Annotated in this window: 17 protein-coding genes; 10 read left to right on the forward strand and 7 right to left on the reverse strand. The window is 43.1% G+C overall.

Annotated features, from left to right (window positions below):
* The first annotated feature begins 5 nt into the window (after positions 1-5).
* Complete coding sequence (locus DQQ10_RS11680) at positions 6-1,244, forward strand: phospholipase D-like domain-containing protein (RefSeq protein ID WP_112747055.1); 1,239 nt, start codon at positions 6-8, stop codon at positions 1,242-1,244.
* 51 nt (positions 1,245-1,295) lie between these two features.
* On the opposite strand, the gene DQQ10_RS11685 is transcribed toward DQQ10_RS11680, so the two are convergent.
* On the reverse strand, positions 1,296-1,664 hold the full coding sequence (locus DQQ10_RS11685) for an Hsp20 family protein (protein WP_112747056.1): 369 nt from the start codon (positions 1,662-1,664) through the stop codon (positions 1,296-1,298).
* A gap of 152 nt (positions 1,665-1,816) precedes the next feature.
* On the opposite strand from DQQ10_RS11685, the gene DQQ10_RS11690 reads away from it, so the two are divergent.
* Both DQQ10_RS11690 and DQQ10_RS11695 read left to right on the forward strand, forming a co-directional pair.
* Positions 1,817-2,887, forward strand: coding sequence for a hypothetical protein (locus tag DQQ10_RS11690; RefSeq protein WP_112747057.1), 1,071 nt, complete (start codon positions 1,817-1,819; stop codon positions 2,885-2,887).
* A 159-nt stretch (positions 2,888-3,046) separates the two neighbouring features.
* Positions 3,047-3,829 carry a hypothetical protein gene (locus tag DQQ10_RS11695; RefSeq protein WP_133259623.1) on the forward strand — a complete coding sequence of 261 codons (783 nt, stop codon included), beginning with the start codon at positions 3,047-3,049 and terminating at the stop codon, positions 3,827-3,829.
* A gap of 13 nt (positions 3,830-3,842) precedes the next feature.
* Here the strand turns inward: DQQ10_RS11695 and DQQ10_RS11700 are convergent, their stop codons facing one another.
* On the reverse strand, positions 3,843-6,755 hold the full coding sequence (locus DQQ10_RS11700) for an FAD-binding and (Fe-S)-binding domain-containing protein (RefSeq protein WP_112747059.1): 2,913 nt from the start codon (positions 6,753-6,755) through the stop codon (positions 3,843-3,845).
* A 280-nt stretch (positions 6,756-7,035) separates the two neighbouring features.
* Between DQQ10_RS11700 and DQQ10_RS11705 the strand changes: the two genes are divergently transcribed.
* The 3 genes from DQQ10_RS11705 (at position 7,036) to DQQ10_RS11715 (ending at position 9,868) form a co-directional block, all read left to right on the forward strand.
* Positions 7,036-8,316, forward strand: coding sequence for a DEAD/DEAH box helicase (locus DQQ10_RS11705; protein WP_112747060.1), 1,281 nt, complete (start codon positions 7,036-7,038; stop codon positions 8,314-8,316).
* Positions 8,317-8,354: 38 nt separating this feature from the next.
* Positions 8,355-9,497, forward strand: a complete 1,143-nt coding sequence (gene nhaA, locus DQQ10_RS11710) for a Na+/H+ antiporter NhaA (RefSeq protein ID WP_112747061.1) — start codon at positions 8,355-8,357, stop codon at positions 9,495-9,497.
* A gap of 161 nt (positions 9,498-9,658) precedes the next feature.
* Positions 9,659-9,868, forward strand: coding sequence for a hypothetical protein (locus DQQ10_RS11715; protein WP_112747062.1), 210 nt, complete (start codon positions 9,659-9,661; stop codon positions 9,866-9,868).
* Between the two features lie 57 nt (positions 9,869-9,925).
* Here DQQ10_RS11715 and DQQ10_RS11720 read toward each other — a convergent pair whose 3' ends face one another.
* Together DQQ10_RS11720 and DQQ10_RS11725 are read right to left on the reverse strand one after the other, a co-directional pair.
* Entirely contained in the window at positions 9,926-10,165 is a 240-nt protein-coding gene (locus DQQ10_RS11720; RefSeq protein WP_112747063.1) for a hypothetical protein, read from the reverse strand.
* A 104-nt stretch (positions 10,166-10,269) separates the two neighbouring features.
* The gene (locus DQQ10_RS11725) at positions 10,270-10,512 is read right to left on the reverse strand and encodes a helix-turn-helix domain-containing protein (protein ID WP_112747064.1); all 243 of its coding nucleotides are present in this window, start codon (positions 10,510-10,512) and stop codon (positions 10,270-10,272) included.
* A 489-nt stretch (positions 10,513-11,001) separates the two neighbouring features.
* Here DQQ10_RS11725 and DQQ10_RS11730 point away from each other — a divergent pair, with 489 nt between their 5' ends.
* Genes DQQ10_RS11730 through DQQ10_RS11740 form a run of 3 tightly spaced genes read left to right on the forward strand, consistent with a single transcriptional unit; the run spans position 11,002 to position 13,059 of the window.
* Positions 11,002-11,868, forward strand: a complete 867-nt coding sequence (locus DQQ10_RS11730) for a polysaccharide deacetylase family protein (RefSeq protein WP_245970381.1) — start codon at positions 11,002-11,004, stop codon at positions 11,866-11,868.
* Between the two features lie 20 nt (positions 11,869-11,888).
* A complete protein-coding gene (locus DQQ10_RS11735) occupies positions 11,889-12,611 on the forward strand; it encodes an SDR family NAD(P)-dependent oxidoreductase (protein WP_221409717.1) in 723 nt (240 codons plus the stop codon).
* 10 nt (positions 12,612-12,621) lie between these two features.
* Entirely contained in the window at positions 12,622-13,059 is a 438-nt protein-coding gene (locus tag DQQ10_RS11740) for a hypothetical protein (RefSeq protein ID WP_133259624.1), read from the forward strand.
* An 11-nt stretch (positions 13,060-13,070) separates the two neighbouring features.
* On the opposite strand, the gene DQQ10_RS11745 is transcribed toward DQQ10_RS11740, so the two are convergent.
* From DQQ10_RS11745 to DQQ10_RS11755, 3 genes are all read right to left on the reverse strand, one after another.
* A complete protein-coding gene (locus DQQ10_RS11745) occupies positions 13,071-13,724 on the reverse strand; it encodes a hypothetical protein (RefSeq protein ID WP_112747068.1) in 654 nt (217 codons plus the stop codon).
* 158 nt (positions 13,725-13,882) lie between these two features.
* A complete protein-coding gene (gene bla, locus DQQ10_RS11750) occupies positions 13,883-14,779 on the reverse strand; it encodes a class A beta-lactamase, subclass A2 (RefSeq protein ID WP_112747069.1) in 897 nt (298 codons plus the stop codon).
* 33 nt (positions 14,780-14,812) lie between these two features.
* Entirely contained in the window at positions 14,813-15,295 is a 483-nt protein-coding gene (locus DQQ10_RS11755; protein ID WP_112747070.1) for a hypothetical protein, read from the reverse strand.
* Positions 15,296-16,060: 765 nt separating this feature from the next.
* Between DQQ10_RS11755 and DQQ10_RS11760 the strand changes: the two genes are divergently transcribed.
* Complete coding sequence (locus tag DQQ10_RS11760) at positions 16,061-16,867, forward strand: class I SAM-dependent methyltransferase (protein ID WP_112747071.1); 807 nt, start codon at positions 16,061-16,063, stop codon at positions 16,865-16,867.
* The last annotated feature ends 29 nt before the right edge of the window (positions 16,868-16,896 follow it).

Raw genomic sequence — 16,896 nt, forward strand, 5'->3', positions numbered from 1 at the left:
CGCGTATGTTGATAAAGAAACTAGCGGTTCCGCTCATTAACGAAAAAATATTGTTGCAGGCAGAATTCTGTCAGATTGTAACGGCAGGGCTATCTGACGAAGGCTTCGATTTCATTGCAAGTCGTCTACCCACAAAATGCAAAGTCGAACTCGTTACAGGTCTTGATGAAGTGACTTCACCCAAGGTGCTATGGCGCATTTGGAAACACTTTACGGATCGTATTTCCCTACGCATTTATACGAAGAACCCATTGCATGCAAACACGTTTATCATTCAACTTCCCTTCCGGAAAACGGTCGCATATATCGGGTCAGGTAGTCTTACATTCGAAGGTTTGAAAGATCACGAAGAAGTATTTTATAAAGTCGCGGATGTAAAAGAGATCGAAAACTTAAAATCGTGGTTTGTTGGCTACTTCGAATTTGGCGAACCAATTACCGAAGAGATTATCAAGGAATATGATTTGATATATCCAACGTTGATGAAACGTCTAATCGCATCGCGTAGAGATAAGGAGGAAGCATTGGCCATCGCGTCGCGCGCATTCAATTGGGATCAGTTCAAGTTTAGAAACCAGTTTTTTAAGAAAGAAGATTACCTGGTATTAAGCAACGAAAAAGCATCATCAATATCACCGATATTCCAAACAGAACGCGAGCAATTGCGTGAGAAGCTTTTGCAAGTGCACGAGCTTATCAAACGTGATGTTTCGCTGATGAAAATTTCTACGGTAGGCGATAGCGTAAGCACGATTACACCTCAATATGAAAAGCCTGTAAAGGAAATTTACCTATCGTATGGTCGACGTGAAGCGGAGATGAAAAAATTTTCTCTTCATGCGTCTCAGGACGAGTTCGCGCAGTTGCAAATCGCCCTTCGTCAAAGAGAACTCGCAGTACGTTTAGTTGTGGGTGTGGCTGGAATGGAGGGTATCGACAGACCTTTCTTTCATCAGCAGATGACTGACGAATCATTCAGAGCTGTAATCTACAAGGATATCGTGGCACTTGGATCTCCGTATTGGATTGATATCGTCGGGAAAAGAATCGATGTTGGGAGCTTTAAAGATGAAAAAGCATTACATGCCTTTACGCAGCAAGACGATTTTCGATTCAGTACATTTTCTATCGGAAGAAATTTCAGCCCGGGTGATGTTGCCATAAGCTCAGATCAACTTCCAATCACGTTAGCAGGTGAGTTAAATAAGATGCTCGGTATTTATCAGCGCGTCATGCGGTCTTAGCGCTAGATTTTTCACAGGATAGCAGCGCTTCTACTATCCTGTGAATGAATTTTATCCGACAACTTTTCTGTGGTATCCACTTGCTTTCTCGTTGAATGGCATATCCACAATCAAATGACTTTCATCGTAAGTAGCCGTGATAGACTCTGCAGAAATAAAGTAAGGTATCGGTTTACTGTACACGACGAGTGGCATATGAACGGCTTTCCCATTGCTATCGATCGTGATATGATAGAAGATCGATAGCTCGTTATTATGAATTTCCACTTGCAGTGATTCTTTGTCCATACCCGGTACACGAACTTTCATTTCATGGCCTTCCGATTTTTTATGAAGTTGTAACTGAGGCTCGCTGGTGCCACCGTTCAAAGTATTCAATACATCAACGGAGGTTACTAAATTCTTAAAGTGCTTTTTCATTATTTTAATCTCCTGTGTGAATCCTCCGCCAAATAGAATACCAATCTCGGGGCAAGACAAAAAGGCGTATTCTTGAAGGTTAATTAATTTTTGATGCGGGAACTTTTTAATTTAGACGCTGTAATGTCATATCTTTTGCCAATTCAGCAGCCATGTACCTCGTTTTTTCTGACTTTACATCAATAATTGATACGGTCGTTTCGTCGACCTGGATGTTCTTCTCATACCTCGCTGTACTGATCGCTGTGGCTATTACATTCACGGTCTACAAACCGTTTCGTACGCCTTGGATGAATTACATTTTGCCAAGCCTATTTTCTATAGCATTCCTTTTTTCGCTGATCTATCTCACACGCGGTCCGTATGGGAGAGCAGTCGATTTTATCGATGTTGCATCAAATGGAAAACAACTTGCTTTAATTGAAACGCACGAGGTAGGAGATGGCGATGGTGGCACAACAACGCTCTATCGACTGTATGTGCTCGACTTAAAAACTGGAAACCGACTCGTGCGCCAAGTGCAGTCGTACGCTCAGATTATTTGCATGACGGACCATTTGATTGCGATCGCTGAACCGCAAGGTGTTACTGGCTACAACATCTTTACAGGCGATGAGGAGAAATTATGGTCTAAAGAATCTGGTTTTGAAAAATATCCTGAGTTGTCTTCAGGAATTAGTCAGTTGAGCTACGTGACAATCGATGAACATGATACTGCATTGCTGGCGATCACGGCGATGGATGGCAAGCGCAATCATTACGACCTATCGGAAGAAAAACTAATTCCCGGCGACCATCCTCGGCGCTCTCATCATCGCTACGAAACAACTGCAGTATTGGAGAATGGCGATTACTATTATTTCAAAGACGAAAACGGCGAAATAGGTCGCATGACCGTCGATCGAAAGGGGCAATCGAAGGCCTATCAAGAAACATTTTTATTGCCCAGAATTGTCTTTTTTGATGAATCTGATGATGTGATTATCGTGCGGCATTTCGAAACGTTAGGGAAAAAAAACGCGATATTTACTGCGGTTGATCTGGAGCTGAATAAATTGTGGGAGTTGAAGCAAAACGATCTTATCGGTGCAGACGCGGACGATGGAAACGCACGTGTTGGTATTCACTACAAGTTGAATGAAAGGATAATTATCACGATAGGCAGTTGGGTGATTTCTGTGAATGCAAAAAACGGCGCAGTGTATTGGAAAAAGCCTTTGTGATAAAATATGCGCATTCATGTTTATGTAAATGCGTAATCGATTATCTTCATAGTAAAATCCTTTCCCTTGATTTCACCATTCAAAAGTCTTTGTGAACGACTAATGTTATTGACATTGGTCTCGCTTTCTGCATGCTCGATTCGACAAACCGGAAGTGATATGGTTTTTGATTCCGTGCTCGTAAAAGCGGATGATTCGTTAACCACAATTGTCGATAGTGAGCAACTCCCTGAGGGATTGTTATTCAAGGATAATGAAACGTTCTTTAAGGCTCTGGTGGAAAAGAAATTTGTAGCAGGCGAATTAATCGACATCACATTCATTACGGAAAATCTAGTGTCCGTGGAAGAAGGAGAATCCGCGCAGCTTTCTGTTGCGTTAATTCAAAGCGGAGAGGGTGAATACGTAGGTGGACGTGAAGGAATTCAATATGCAACTGTGCACTGTATGCTGGTTGTATTCAAGAAGGTAGGGGAAGAACAGGTATTCCGAGACTTTGTATCACTCGGCGATGTAGAAAGTCAAGGGCTTGTTTCTGGAAGTATTGAAGGTGAAGAAATCAAAATTACCGACGATAACGCAGCGGTGCTGATTCACTTTAAATCGTCCGAAGAAGGCGCCGGCGACTATGGTTTCCGAAAAGATGATGCATCGCTTTATGTTTTTGTGAAAAGCAAATTGACAAGCGTTCTTGAAATGACATTAGAAGACTATCAATTTTCAAGCGATGAGCATGGTGATTATAGTGAGCGAAGTAGTGTAACCGAAATCAAGGTGTTGGATTCAAAATCTAATGGCTTGTACGACATATCACTTCACACGACGGTGAACGTTTCCGTTACGAAAGATGAGGAATCGTATGACGGCAACGACGCCATTGAGGAGGCACCTGTTGATCCGATAACATACCGCTGGGATGGTGTAAAATATCAATCCAACTAAGTGCTACGACACGCTACTTCATCGCCTTCCAGAGAATATCAACTGGGTGCAACGCTTTCCTTCCTGTGCCGTCTTTAATCTGGTGACGACAACTTGTTCCAGCCGCTGCGATGACTACATTCTCAGGCTGCTTTCTCACGGTTGGAAAAAGTACAAGCTCACCGATTTGCATGGAGAGATCGAAATGTTCTTTTTCATAACCAAATGATCCCGCCATACCACAACATCCCGATGGAATCATGTGCACTTCATTGCTTCCCATGCGGGTGAGGATTTTTTTCACGGGCACAAGAGATGACAATGCCTTTTGTTGACAATGGCCGTGAAGCTTGATCGTTAGTTTTTGTTCTTGGAATAAACTCAGATCGATTCTTCCCAGATCGAGTTCTCTAGCCAAAAACTCTTCAATCATAAAGGTATGTGCACCGATGCGGTATGCTGCGTCTTTCTCTTCACCGCGAAGTAAATCCGGATACTCATCGCGGAAGGTAAGAATTGCCGAAGGTTCAATTCCAATCAACGGTGTTTCTGCAGTAATGAGATCTTTATAGATCGCTACATTTTTTCGCGCAAACTGCTGCGCTTGTTCGAGAAGCCCTTTCGATAAGAAACTCCTACCAGATTCTTCGTGCTCCACAAATCGAATGGTATAACCAAGTTTGTCGAGAAGCTTGACCGTCGTGATTCCGATTTCTGCTTCATTGTAGTTTAGTAATTCATCAATGAAGAGATATACAGTTTTCGCAGGCGTGTTAACTGTTGGTTTGAATTCTTTTAAAAACCATTTTCTCCAAGTTGTCTTCGAGATTGATGGCATGCTCCTATCGCGCGCAAAACCGATCAACGATTTAGCAGCGTTACCCAGGGTTTTGTTTTTGAACACAAAGTTGTATCCCCATGGCATGAGTGATGCGAGTTTCATGCCGAGTGCGAAATTTCCAATCAGGCGAGAACGGAAAGGAACACCCTTCTCTTTGTAATATTGATATTGCCATTCCTGCTTCAGCTTACCCATATCGACATTCGACGGACATTCTGATTTACATCCTTTGCAACTCAAACAAAGATCCATTACTTCCTTGATCTCATCTTGTGCAAATGGATTTACTTTGTCGGAGTGCGTGATCATCTCCCGTAAAATATTCGCCCGCGCCCGCGTAGTATCTTTTTCATGACGTGTGGCCATATAGCTCGGACACATCGTGCCACCACTCAATTCTGTCTTACGACAATCGCCGGAGCCATTACATTGCTCTGCCGAACGCAGAATGCCCAGCGTAGATGAAAAGTCTAGTACCGTATCGAACGTTTTTGTTTCCTGATCTTTTTCATAACGCAGGAATGTATCCATCGGTGGTGTATCAACAATCTTCCCTGGGTTGAAAATGTTTTGTGGATCCCACACGGCTTTCAGCTCTTTGATCAATTTGTAGTTGTGTTCACCAATCATCTGCGGAATGAATTCTCCGCGAAGACGACCGTCGCCGTGCTCACCTGATAAGGACCCGTTGTATTTTTTTACTAGCGTAGCAATCTCTTCAGCAATCGTTCTGAACAGCTTAATACCTTCTGCTTTTTTTAGATCGATGATCGGGCGCAGGTGGAGCTCTCCGGAACCTGCATGGGCATAATGTACGCTGTACAAATCATGCTTCTTTAAGATCTCGCCAAATTCCGCGATGTAAGCCGGCAGATCATTAACATCCACCGCAGTGTCTTCAATTACGGGTACTGGCTTTTCATCGCCGGGTACATTGGACAGCAATCCTAAACCTGCTTTACGAAGGTTCCATACTTTTTTAATATTGTCGCCACTCACAATCGGATATGAGTATCCCAATTGCTTTTGCTTGAGATCAGCAATCAGCGCTTCCGCGTCGGCTTGCGCTTGTGCTTCTGAATCGCGTGTAAGCTCAGCAACCATGATCGCCTGCGGATCACCTTCAATAAAAAATCTATTTTCTTGCTGACCGCGATTTCGCTTTGTGGCCTCAAATACGTAGTGGTCCATCAACTCGACAGCCGATGGATTATGCTGAAGCGCTACTAAATTTGCACGCAGCGATTCATCGATACTCTGACAATGAATGCAAACTAATTTTTTATGCGGCGGATCAATCGGCGTCAACTTGATCTTGGCCGTGGTCACCACAGCAAGCGTTCCTTCTGATCCTGCAATCAGTCCACAGAAATTGAAAGGTCCTCCGCTTGCGTTGAATGGTTGCATCCGAGCAAGCATGTCGATTGCGTAACCCGTATTTCTTCTTTCGATCGATGCTTTCGGAAATTCTTTTTCGATCTCTTTGATATTTTCTTCATCCGACAGAATGCGATCGATATGTTGATACAATTGATGTTCTAGTGTATCGCCGTTCGTTTTTTGTTTAAACGCTTCCTTGGTAGTAGGGCCGAACCAAACTTTATTTCCGTCTGATAGAAGTGCGTTAACTTCAAGCAAATGCTCTCGCGTACTCCCGAAAACAACAGAGTTCGAGCCGCAAGAGTTGTTTCCGATCATCCCACCAATCATGGCGCGATTCGCGGTAGATGTCTCTGGCGCGAAAAAGAATCCGTAAGATTTCAGATGTTGGTTCAGATCATCACGCACGATGCCGGGTTGAACGATGGCCCAGCGCTCTTCAACATTCACTTCGATGATTTTGTTGAAGTGCTTCGAGATGTCAACAACTATCCCAGCACCAACGACCTGTCCTGCTAATGATGTTCCCGCCGTTCTCGGGATAATCGATGTTTTATTTTTGCTTGCAAACTGAATGAGCTTGACAAGGTCATTTTCGGATTTTGGAATCGCTACGGCTTGTGGCATCTCACGATATGCAGAAGCATCAGTAGCATAAAGTCTACGGGTAGTCTCGTCTGTAAAAAGATCTCCTTCAAGATCTTTACGCAGGGCATCAAAGTTCATAGGGCGCAAAACTAATTCAAATATAGTTTCGAAATCGCGATTGCTTCAATTAAACAAACCCATCGCGCCTACTTTCATGAATGAATTTTTTAAAACGTTTTCGTGTTGAGAACCTAACAAACAATAGCCTGTTTTGTGAGAGATTTTATTAACCCTCCAAAAATGTTATCTTTGGCACTTGAAATACGCTCAACAGGCAGCTGTTCAATCCGAATCCGCGATCTGCTCGAATTTCTCAAATAGGATACCTACACCAGATCGCTTTTTTTAAACAAATTACATGTCATTTCAGCAATTTAATTTATCGCCAGCAATTCTTCGTGCCCTTCAAGACCAAGAATACATTACGCCTACACCCATTCAGCAACAAGCAATTCCGGTTGTTTTATCACAGCGTGATCTGCTTGGCTGCGCACAAACCGGAACAGGAAAGACTGCCGCGTTTTCGTTGCCTATGTTAGAGCGCCTTCATCAACGCGCTTCTCAACCTTTTGTTAAAGCTCTCGTACTAGCGCCAACCCGCGAACTTGCTTTGCAAATTGGAGAAAATATTAAGGCTTACAGCAAATACCTCCGACTTGAACACGCCGTGATTTTCGGGGGTGTTTCGCAGCACCATCAAGTGCAACAATTACGACGTGGTGTCGACATCATCATCGCCACGCCCGGAAGGTTGTTGGATCTTGTGAATCAAGGCATCGTGAAGCTCAATAAAATCGAGATCCTCGTGCTCGACGAAGCAGATCGCATGTTCGACATGGGATTTATCAATGACCTTCGAAAAATTGTAAAGCTTACACCCACATCGCGACAGACGCTACTTTTTTCGGCAACGATGCCTCCGGAAATTCAAGACCTTGCCATGAGCATCTTGAAAGATCCTGTTGAAATAAAAGTAACACCGGTATCCTCGACAGCGACTACCATCAATCAATCCGTTTATTTCGTCGAAAAGAATAATAAACGTGGATTGTTACAGCACGTTATTCGCGAGCAGCAAATGCAAAACGTGTTGGTATTTACACGTACCAAACGCGGTGCGGATCGTGTAGCCATGACGTTGAACAAAGGCGGCATCAGCGCGGCAGCCATTCACGGCGACAAATCACAACAAGCACGTCAGAAAGCGTTGGCGAATTTTAAAAATAAATCGCTCACCGTATTGGTTGCTACGGATATCGCTGCGCGCGGTATCGATGTAGACGACCTTTCATTCGTGATCAACTACGAACTTCCCAATGTACCGGAGACTTACGTTCACCGTATCGGCAGAACGGGACGCGCCGGTGCAAACGGATCTGCATTATCTTTCTGTGATCAGGAGGAAAAAGAATACCTGAGAGATATCATTAAAACCATTAAGAAAGATATCGAAGTTGTGGGTGAGCATCCTTTTCAGGGAGGTGTAACACCAGAGCTTGCTGTAAAGCATACACCATCGCAGCCCAAGGCTAACAACGATCATGCAAAACATCGACCGAAAGGAAACGGTAATGGTAATCGGGGAAGAAAACGTTGGGGGAATAAGAAAAACGCGAATCCAGGAAAAACCATTTTATAATCCGACGCTGCCATAAGAAAGTAATTTTATCTTGCGGCATGCTTTCATTCAAACAGTCAATAGGGTTTAAAGAATTCTTCGAGAGCGATCGATCAGGAGGGGTGGTGTTGATCTTCTGCACAATCATCTCGCTTCTATTGGCGAATATTTCCGAAAGTTACATCGACGTCTGGAATACGCCAATCGGTGAGCACACACTCACCCATTGGATCAACGATGGTTTGATGACCATCTTCTTCTTGTTGATTGGCCTCGAACTGGAACGGGAAGTTTACATCGGTGAGTTATCAAACTTTAAAAAGGCATCCTTGCCAATCGTCGCAGCACTGGGGGGCATGATCGTTCCTGCAGCATGCTATTTTTTTGTAAATCGTCATTCTGAGTTTTCGCGTGGCATTGGTATTCCCATGGCCACGGACATTGCTTTTGCGCTCGGTGTATTGTCGCTGTTGGGTAAACGCGTTCCGCTTGCGCTCAAAATTTTTCTCACAGCCCTCGCAGTAATCGATGACCTCGGGGCAATTTTACTCATCGCCATTTTCTATACACAACAAATTAGCTGGCTCTACCTCTCGTTAGCCATAGGCATCTTTGTCGTGCTCCTCGTCTTAAATCGATTGAAAGTACATCGTATGTGGCCGTACCTTAGCCTAGGCGTTGTCATGTGGTATTGTATGATTCATTCCGGTGTACATGCAACCATTACCGGCGTTCTGTTGGCTTTCGCCATTCCATTCGGCAATGGTGATGAGGGCACGCCTTCAGCTAAGCTTCATCATTTACTACACAAGTCCGTTGCCTTTATTATTCTTCCGATTTTTGCCATTGCCAATACAGCAATACCCATCAGTAGCACCTTTTACGTCCAATTAGGAAACACGATTGGTGTGGGAATTATGATCGGCCTCTTAATCGGCAAGCCTCTTGGCATCATCGGATTTACTTGGATTGCCGTGAAGACAAACGTAGGGAAGCTATCGCAAAGTCTCACCTGGAAGCACATTATCGGTGCCGGCTTTCTAGGTGGAATTGGATTCACCATGTCTATCTTCATTAGCCTACTGGCTTTCTCTGATTCGGTATTGATTGACCAAGCAAAGATCGCCGTGATGATTTTTTCTGTGATCGCCGGGTTGATTGGATTCTTTTGGCTGAAAGTCAACATCAAACAGCCATCGTGAATCGTTAATCGTTAATCGTTAAGCGTTAAACGTGAATCGTTATCCGGACAGCTTACTACACGTTAATCATGAATCGTTAACTGTTACCTTCGATCTTTTCATCCGCTTTAGATTGATACGCTAGAGTTTCTAATTTTGCAATTCATCAACGATGATCAACCATGGCAAAATTTATCGAAGTAACAGTCACAGAAGAAGAAGAAACAAAAACAGAGCTTATCAATATTGAAAGTATCGGACGTGTATTTCCGAGTCCGCAAAACACGAGGAAGAGTATTATCGAATTAAATTACCATAGTATCAACGACTCGCCTGTTTACCTGGAGGTGGAAATGCCATACGATACATTGAGGCTACATTTTCTAGGATAAAAAAAAAGCGACTTTTCAGGCCGCCTTTCGATATATAGATTAAAGCAAGATTGTAATTCATTCTTGAATCGACGTGCGATACAATTTCATTTTTTCAGCAGCTGCGAGCAGCGCGTGCTGGATCGACGTGTATCGTGCGAGGTCGCCATTTTCGTTGGTGTCAGAAATCGTCCACAATTTTCTACATTGATCATCTTTGGCGATAAAATGCAGATGGAATCCATCGGTGAAAGTACTGTCATTACTGGTTAGTCCGGCAATCGATGAGCTCGTGGATATGGATACTTCTATGGTCATGGCAATACGTTCGGTTTGTTCGATAAGTCGATTCGTGAAAGTAAAACTTGATGCCAGCGGGCGTTGGGAAAATCAACAATTCCGGCCGGATACAACAGTTGCGACTATTTTGCCTTAAAAGAACAAAAGAATTCTTCTAAGGAAACGCGATGTATACTCAATAGTTTCAATAGTGTTTTTATGGTAATGTTCGCCTTACCATTTTCAATTTTCCAATATTGATTGGGCGGTAGTTTGTGTTCTAAGGCAAAATTTAGCACGGTGTCATAGCCTTTTTTCATTCGGAGATGCGACAATTCTTCGCCAATTTCTTCGAGCGTAGCCGCTAAAATTTTTCTTGATTTCATACGACGTGTACAATTTGTTTATCAATCGTTATTCACTGTCATTGACTCACCCCAACCCTTTCATTCCCTAAAGGGTCAGCCCGCAAACCGAGTTCCCCTTCAGGGCATAGGGGTGAAGACAACTCAATAGCTGAAAGAGGTCGTTTAAGTCAATAACATCGAATCCTTATCCAAAAAATTTGCCAGTGGCCTATTCGCCCGTCACGCGTAGGTTGTACGTTCTAAATGTGGAAAAACTCTACAAAATCAAACCCAATATCGCCACAATTCTACAATGGCATTTGCCTTTTATGATAAAGCGCTAACCATGCTTATTCCCGCTCTCAAGTATGTCATCGGCGGCTTTTGACGTGTCTCTTATAGCGTGTGCACACGTCACGCGCCTTTCAACTTTACAGCTGAAATTGTACCTTCCGAACAAATTTTACGGCTATGAGAGCATTAATGATTTTTGCATTGGTGTTGTGCCAGACTCCAATTTTTTCGCAAATGAAAACACTCCAAGAACGACTGGGATATCCTAAAGAAACCAAACTGCTGATTATACATGCCGACGACATTGGCGTAGCACAGACCGAAAATGCGGCAACTATTTATGCGATGGAAAAAGGCGTGGTTAATTCCGGTAGCATCATGGTGCCTTGTCCTTGGTTTCCCGAAATAGCGGCCTACGCCGTCTCACATCCTGAGCTTGACCTTGGTGTACATCTTGTGTTAACGAGTGAATGGAAACATTACAAATGGGGACCTGTACTTCACCAAGAAGTTAAAAGTTTGACAACCGATAAAGGATTCTTAACGGATGGCTCGGTCGATCTATCAAAGGTGGCCAAGGTCGAAGATGTAGAAAAAGAACTGCGCGCACAAATTAAAAGAGCCATTCAATTCGGCGTCGATCCAACGCACCTCGATAGCCATATGGGAATGATTTTCAGAGATGCTGAATATGTAAAGATATACATTAAACTCGGTCATGAATTTAAAATTCCCGTGATGATCACGCAGCAGATTGTTGATGCATATGAATCGAGTGGTATAAAGAAAATGTTGACTGAAAAAGATGTGGTGATCGACGACATTTACACGGCGGCAACTTATGACTACGCGAAAGGAATGTCCAAATACTACACAAACCTTTTGAATAACTTGCAACCCGGTGTGAGTACTATCTTAATTCACACCGCGTACGATAATGATGAAATGAAGGCCGTTACGATCGATCATCCAGATTGGGGATCAGCATGGAGACAAGCGGATTTTGATTTTTTCACAAGCGACGTGTGTAAGAAGTTGCTGGAAACAAATAACATCCAACTTATCACGTGGCGTGAGATGCGTGATAAACTCGTGAGGTAGATAAAATGATCAAAGGAACTGTGGAGAAATCTGTACTGATACTCGGTGCAAATTCTGATGTAGCAAAGGAAGCATTGCGTTTATATGTCGATAAGGGTTATCACGTTGTTGCCGCTTCGCGAAGTACTGCGCACCTTAAAACTTTTGTAGATGACCGTGTTTCGGATCCAACGATGGTCGACATTCGCTATTTCGATGCGGTCGCTTTTCATACACATCAAGCGTTCTACGATGCGCTCCCGGTAAAACCCAACATCGTGTTGTATGCCGCCGGATTTCAAGTGACTAATGAAGAAGCCTTGGTAAGTTGGGATGGCACCTACCAAATGATCAATGTATTGTATGCAGGTGCCGTTTCGATTTTGAACATCGTCGCCATGGATAAGCATAACACCAATTTAGAGCGAATCATTGGACTTTCATCGCTGTCTGGCGTGCGTGGTCGTAAAAGCAACTTTGTGTATGGCAGCACGAAGGCCGCATTTACGCAATATCTGGCAGGTTTAAGACAATTTCTTTTTGATCGGAACATTCAAGTAAACGCGATTGTTTCAGGGTATATCCGAAGTAAACTTACCGCAGGGCTACAGCTTACCGAATCATTGATGCTGGAGCCGGCCTTTGTCGCCGAAGCTATTGTAAATGCCGGGAATGTCCTCATTATTGTTCCAGGTTGGAAATGGAAGATTATCTATTTTGTCTTAAAATCGCTTCCGGAAAGACTTGTCGCAAAATTACCTTAAGAAAAAACGGATGAATATGGTGCAGCGTGTGATCGTATGTGTGTTTCTGCTTGTGTTCTTAACGCAATGTAATAATCCGAAACCTGTGGAACTGAAGGACATGCCTTCGAGGTATGCTTCAACATTTCAGATGACTACGCCTGATCGCGTCATCATCGACGACTACACGAAACTGTCCGATACTATTCCAGCGCGCACGCATGAAATGAAGGATTCCGTCGAGGTAAAAAAGATGATGGCATTGCTATTTCAACTGCCAGATTCGGGAGAGATCATGATTAAAATGGGTGATGTACCACTAAAGCGCGTCAACCTCGTATTCAGTGATCACATTGAGATGATCGAATTTTACAACGGTCGTATCAAAACACCTGCAACATCTTTCTATGCGCAACCAAATCCGATGGAACAAGCTGTCTTCGATTTAGTTTCGCGCGACTCGCTGTGAGTACTGAACAATCAATGCTGTAAATTCTGATCGCCAAACTTTACGGTTTTCATCACCGTATCAAGCTCTTCTAGTTGATCTCGTGTGCGATACGATATAATGAATGTCAAGCTGAAACCATTGATGACCGCGGCGTAGTAACGCTGATTAATTTCGATTCCCATCGACGACTGTGTTGTATTGAGTACATGAAAGGGAATACTTCCAAGTTTAACTTCTGTCAACGTCTCGTCAATGTGATTGTAAGAATGACCAGATTTAGAGAGTAGCGTTTTTACAGTCGACAAATAATCTTGACCACTTTTAATGTTTGCAGCATTGGCGACATTTTCAGTTACGACAATCAGGTTTGGATTAAATGCCACTAGGGCACCAGAGTCGTATTTTCGAACATTTAGCAGCGTAGCATTTGCAATGTCTTCTGTGGCCACAGGCTGATCCAACAATTCACTTGTGGTTTCCGCTGCTTGCGCTGCCTGTTCTTGCGTTTGAGCTTTCGATTGAACTTTCCAAGCGCTAGGAACATCGAGCGTAAAATCGAAAAACTTGTTTTTGTATTGATTGTTTTCAATCGCGCCGTAATCAAAATCTGACGGCTTATCAGAAAATGTGCACGCACTTAGCGTGATGGAAATGAAAATAAATAATCGTTTGATTCCTTTCATGGCGCGTATGGTAGATGTAAGTTGGCCAGCTGGAGAGGAACAACGGCCCGGTGTCAATCGACAAATCTAATAATTTGCCCATTTAAAATTCAACGACTTATTTAAAAAGTCAATGTGTAAGCATACGATTTAATATGCTTTTAATGGTCATCGCAACATCAACGCGCGTAGTGATCATACACGGCTTTTGCAATTTCTGCAATGGCACTTTCGCCATCTTTAATTTCTCCCCGAAGATGCGTTACAAAAACGCTAAGGACGACATGGTCGCCATTGGGAAGAACAATGATTCCAGCATTATTCACCGCGGTCCAAAAACCATCGGCATCCCTATCGCCTGTTCCGGTTCGGTGCGCGACAACCGTCCCGCTGGGTAACAGGCCTTTTATTCGGCGCGGGCCTACACTGGTTTTCGAAAGGGTAGTCCACAAAAAGTCGTGTGTTGTAGCCTGAAGAACTTTTCGAAGATAGAATTCTCTCAATAGCGTGCTCATGGCAATGGGAGTTGTCCAATTCTGAAATTGAAGATCTGGCGTTACATGCATTTCGCGCTCTGTGTTCAGAATAGAAACGTCCTTTATGCGCAAGGTGTGAATGAAATGATTCACTTTCTCAGGTCCACCAATCAAATCAAACAACAGGTCGCATCCCAAATTATCGCTTTCGATAATCGTATATTCTAACAATTGGGTAACAGAAAGATCAATATTGCCTTCAGGATATGTTTTGATGATCGGACTATGTGTCTTAAAATATTGATCAGGGTATATTCTTACCTTTTTCTCAAGCTTGATATTTCCTTTGTCAACTTGCTCAAGAATAGCCAGCGCCAGGTGAAATTTATAGATACTCTGCATCGGATAATGTTTGGTTCCCTGTAATGAGAGTGTGTCTTTTTTCTCGACATGGAACATCGAAACACCAATGTCGGCGTCAATCGATTTTACGATACTAGATATTTTTGATTTTAATGCTGCTTTCGATTGGGCATACAGTGGAGTAGCAAGCGCAAAATCTAGCAAGAGCAATACAATGATAACGGCGTATTTTTTCATGGTAAATGGGACGCTAAAAAATGCTGCCGCGCATCAGCGGCGTTTCCGAAGTTTTAGCAAGTAGACTGTTTCTGTAGTTTTGAGAATACCGTCAGTAGATTCTTCAAGCAGTAGTGTGCGGCGGTCTAATTTGTAATTTTTTCTATAGGACTGGTCCTTCTTGGTGAAAATGATTGTCTTCGTAGTGAGGTCGACGTTGAATTTTCCCGACTCTTTTATGGATCTTGGTTTCACAACGTTGCCGTTCATATCTTTCACAACGGTGGTGGTTTTACCGTTGAAGAACGTCGTCGAAAAAAGTACATGATTCGAGGTATCTGCTTTGCTCTTGTAAAGACTGTATCGCCTGATATAAGTGCTGTCTTTTTTAAAGATGATTTTTTCCTTCTTGTTCAGTTCAATTTCGGCGTTCCGAAAAATAACGGAGTGTGCTGTCCATTTACCAATAAGGGTTTCTTGAGCAGTAACAAGCACAGTTTGGAAAAGCAGAAAGAATAAAAGAATGAATATTTTCAAGTCTGGGGTCTGATTGCTTTACCAATATAGAAAATACAACTGACCAAGTTTAACCATTTGTAAAAATTAAGGGAGAGCAGCAAACTCATAGAGTTCATAACACAACCGCTGCCCTCGCCAAATTCGGTAAGTTGGGGTTCCCGAAAAATCTTTAGCCTATCTTGATTGTATGTTGATTACTTGAAATAACTTCTTGATATGACCCTTTGCCGCTTGAACCACCCGTTCCCAAAGATTCTCGCCGGGATTTAATAGTTTGGATAAGTGCTGAAAGGTAAACAATGGTTGATGTACCGGAGCGTTGTATGATCATGAGGTTCAAAAGGTTTAGGTACGACTTTAACGTGCATGCGCCAATCTACGAACGTCAACTACCCATCCCCTCATCAGATTAATCGGTCTCGCTGAAAATCTCGGCGACCACATGCTATAGCAGCAATGACTTGGGAGCTAATCTTAACACACAAAAATTTCTACAACGCTGTGCTCCAAAAAAACATCATAAACCATTATCGTGCCAGTTGAAGGAAAATTGTGTTGGAGGTAGTGAAAATTTTTGAAGCGAGAAAAAACTATCATCCGGCTTTTCGAATGGCAGACACCATCTTAGTCGTGCATCGGGCATTAGATTGGTAGCCATATGCGTGATCGAGAACAAATCATGTGGGACAGTAGACCTTCAAGGGAAGAAGTTTAGTGATGCCGGATGACCATCACTTGTAGTTTGCCGAATAACATTATCTTGCGACACCTTAAACCACATCTATGCTTAGAAGACTTATGTTCTTGCTGAAACGTTTTGCTTGGTTCAAACGACTCAACGCAAAAATAACGTACGAGCTGTTAGCGAAGCACGTTCCAGCGGAAGATTGGCAGTTTATGAACTACGGCTATGTGCCCAACAACAGTGAGCCGCCGCTTAACCTGCCCGCCGATCATCAGACGAAGCAACGCCTCCCGTTGCAGATGTATCATTACCTCGCATTAAAAAAAGAACTTAAAGGAAAACAAGTCCTTGAAGTTGGAAGCGGTCGCGGTGGTGGAGCGAAACACCTCGCTTCCTATTTTCAACCAGCTAGTTATGTGGGTATGGACCTCGCACAAAATGCTGTTGACCTTGCCAATCGTTTACATGTAGTGCCCAATCTCAAATTTATTCAAGGCAGTGCTGAATCAATTCCTGTAGCCGATAATAGTGTTGATGTGGTGATGAATGTCGAGTCTTGCCATGCCTACGGTTTGCCTGAGAAATTTCTTCAAGAAGTAAAGCGTGTGCTCAAGCCTGGTGGCTATTTGCTCATGGTCGATTTTCGCAGCGACAATAATATGCCTGTCTTTCAACAACAGATCGGTAGAAGCGGACTACGATTGTTGGAGGAGGAAGATATCAGTGATAATGTTATTCGCTCAATCGAGGAAGAAGATGAGGCAAAAACCACACGCATCAAACAACTTATTCCCCCCAAATGGCAAAAGCTTTTTTCTGAGTTTGCTGGCGTCGTAGGATCACGCTTCTATCTCACGCTAAAAGATGGCTCACGCCGATATTATCGATTCGTATTGCAGAAATAAAAATATTTGCGTGGATGACTAACGCATGA

It is taken from the genome of Pseudochryseolinea flava (assembly GCF_003286915.1).
Taxonomy (GTDB): domain Bacteria; phylum Bacteroidota; class Bacteroidia; order Cytophagales; family Cyclobacteriaceae; genus Ohtaekwangia; species Ohtaekwangia flava.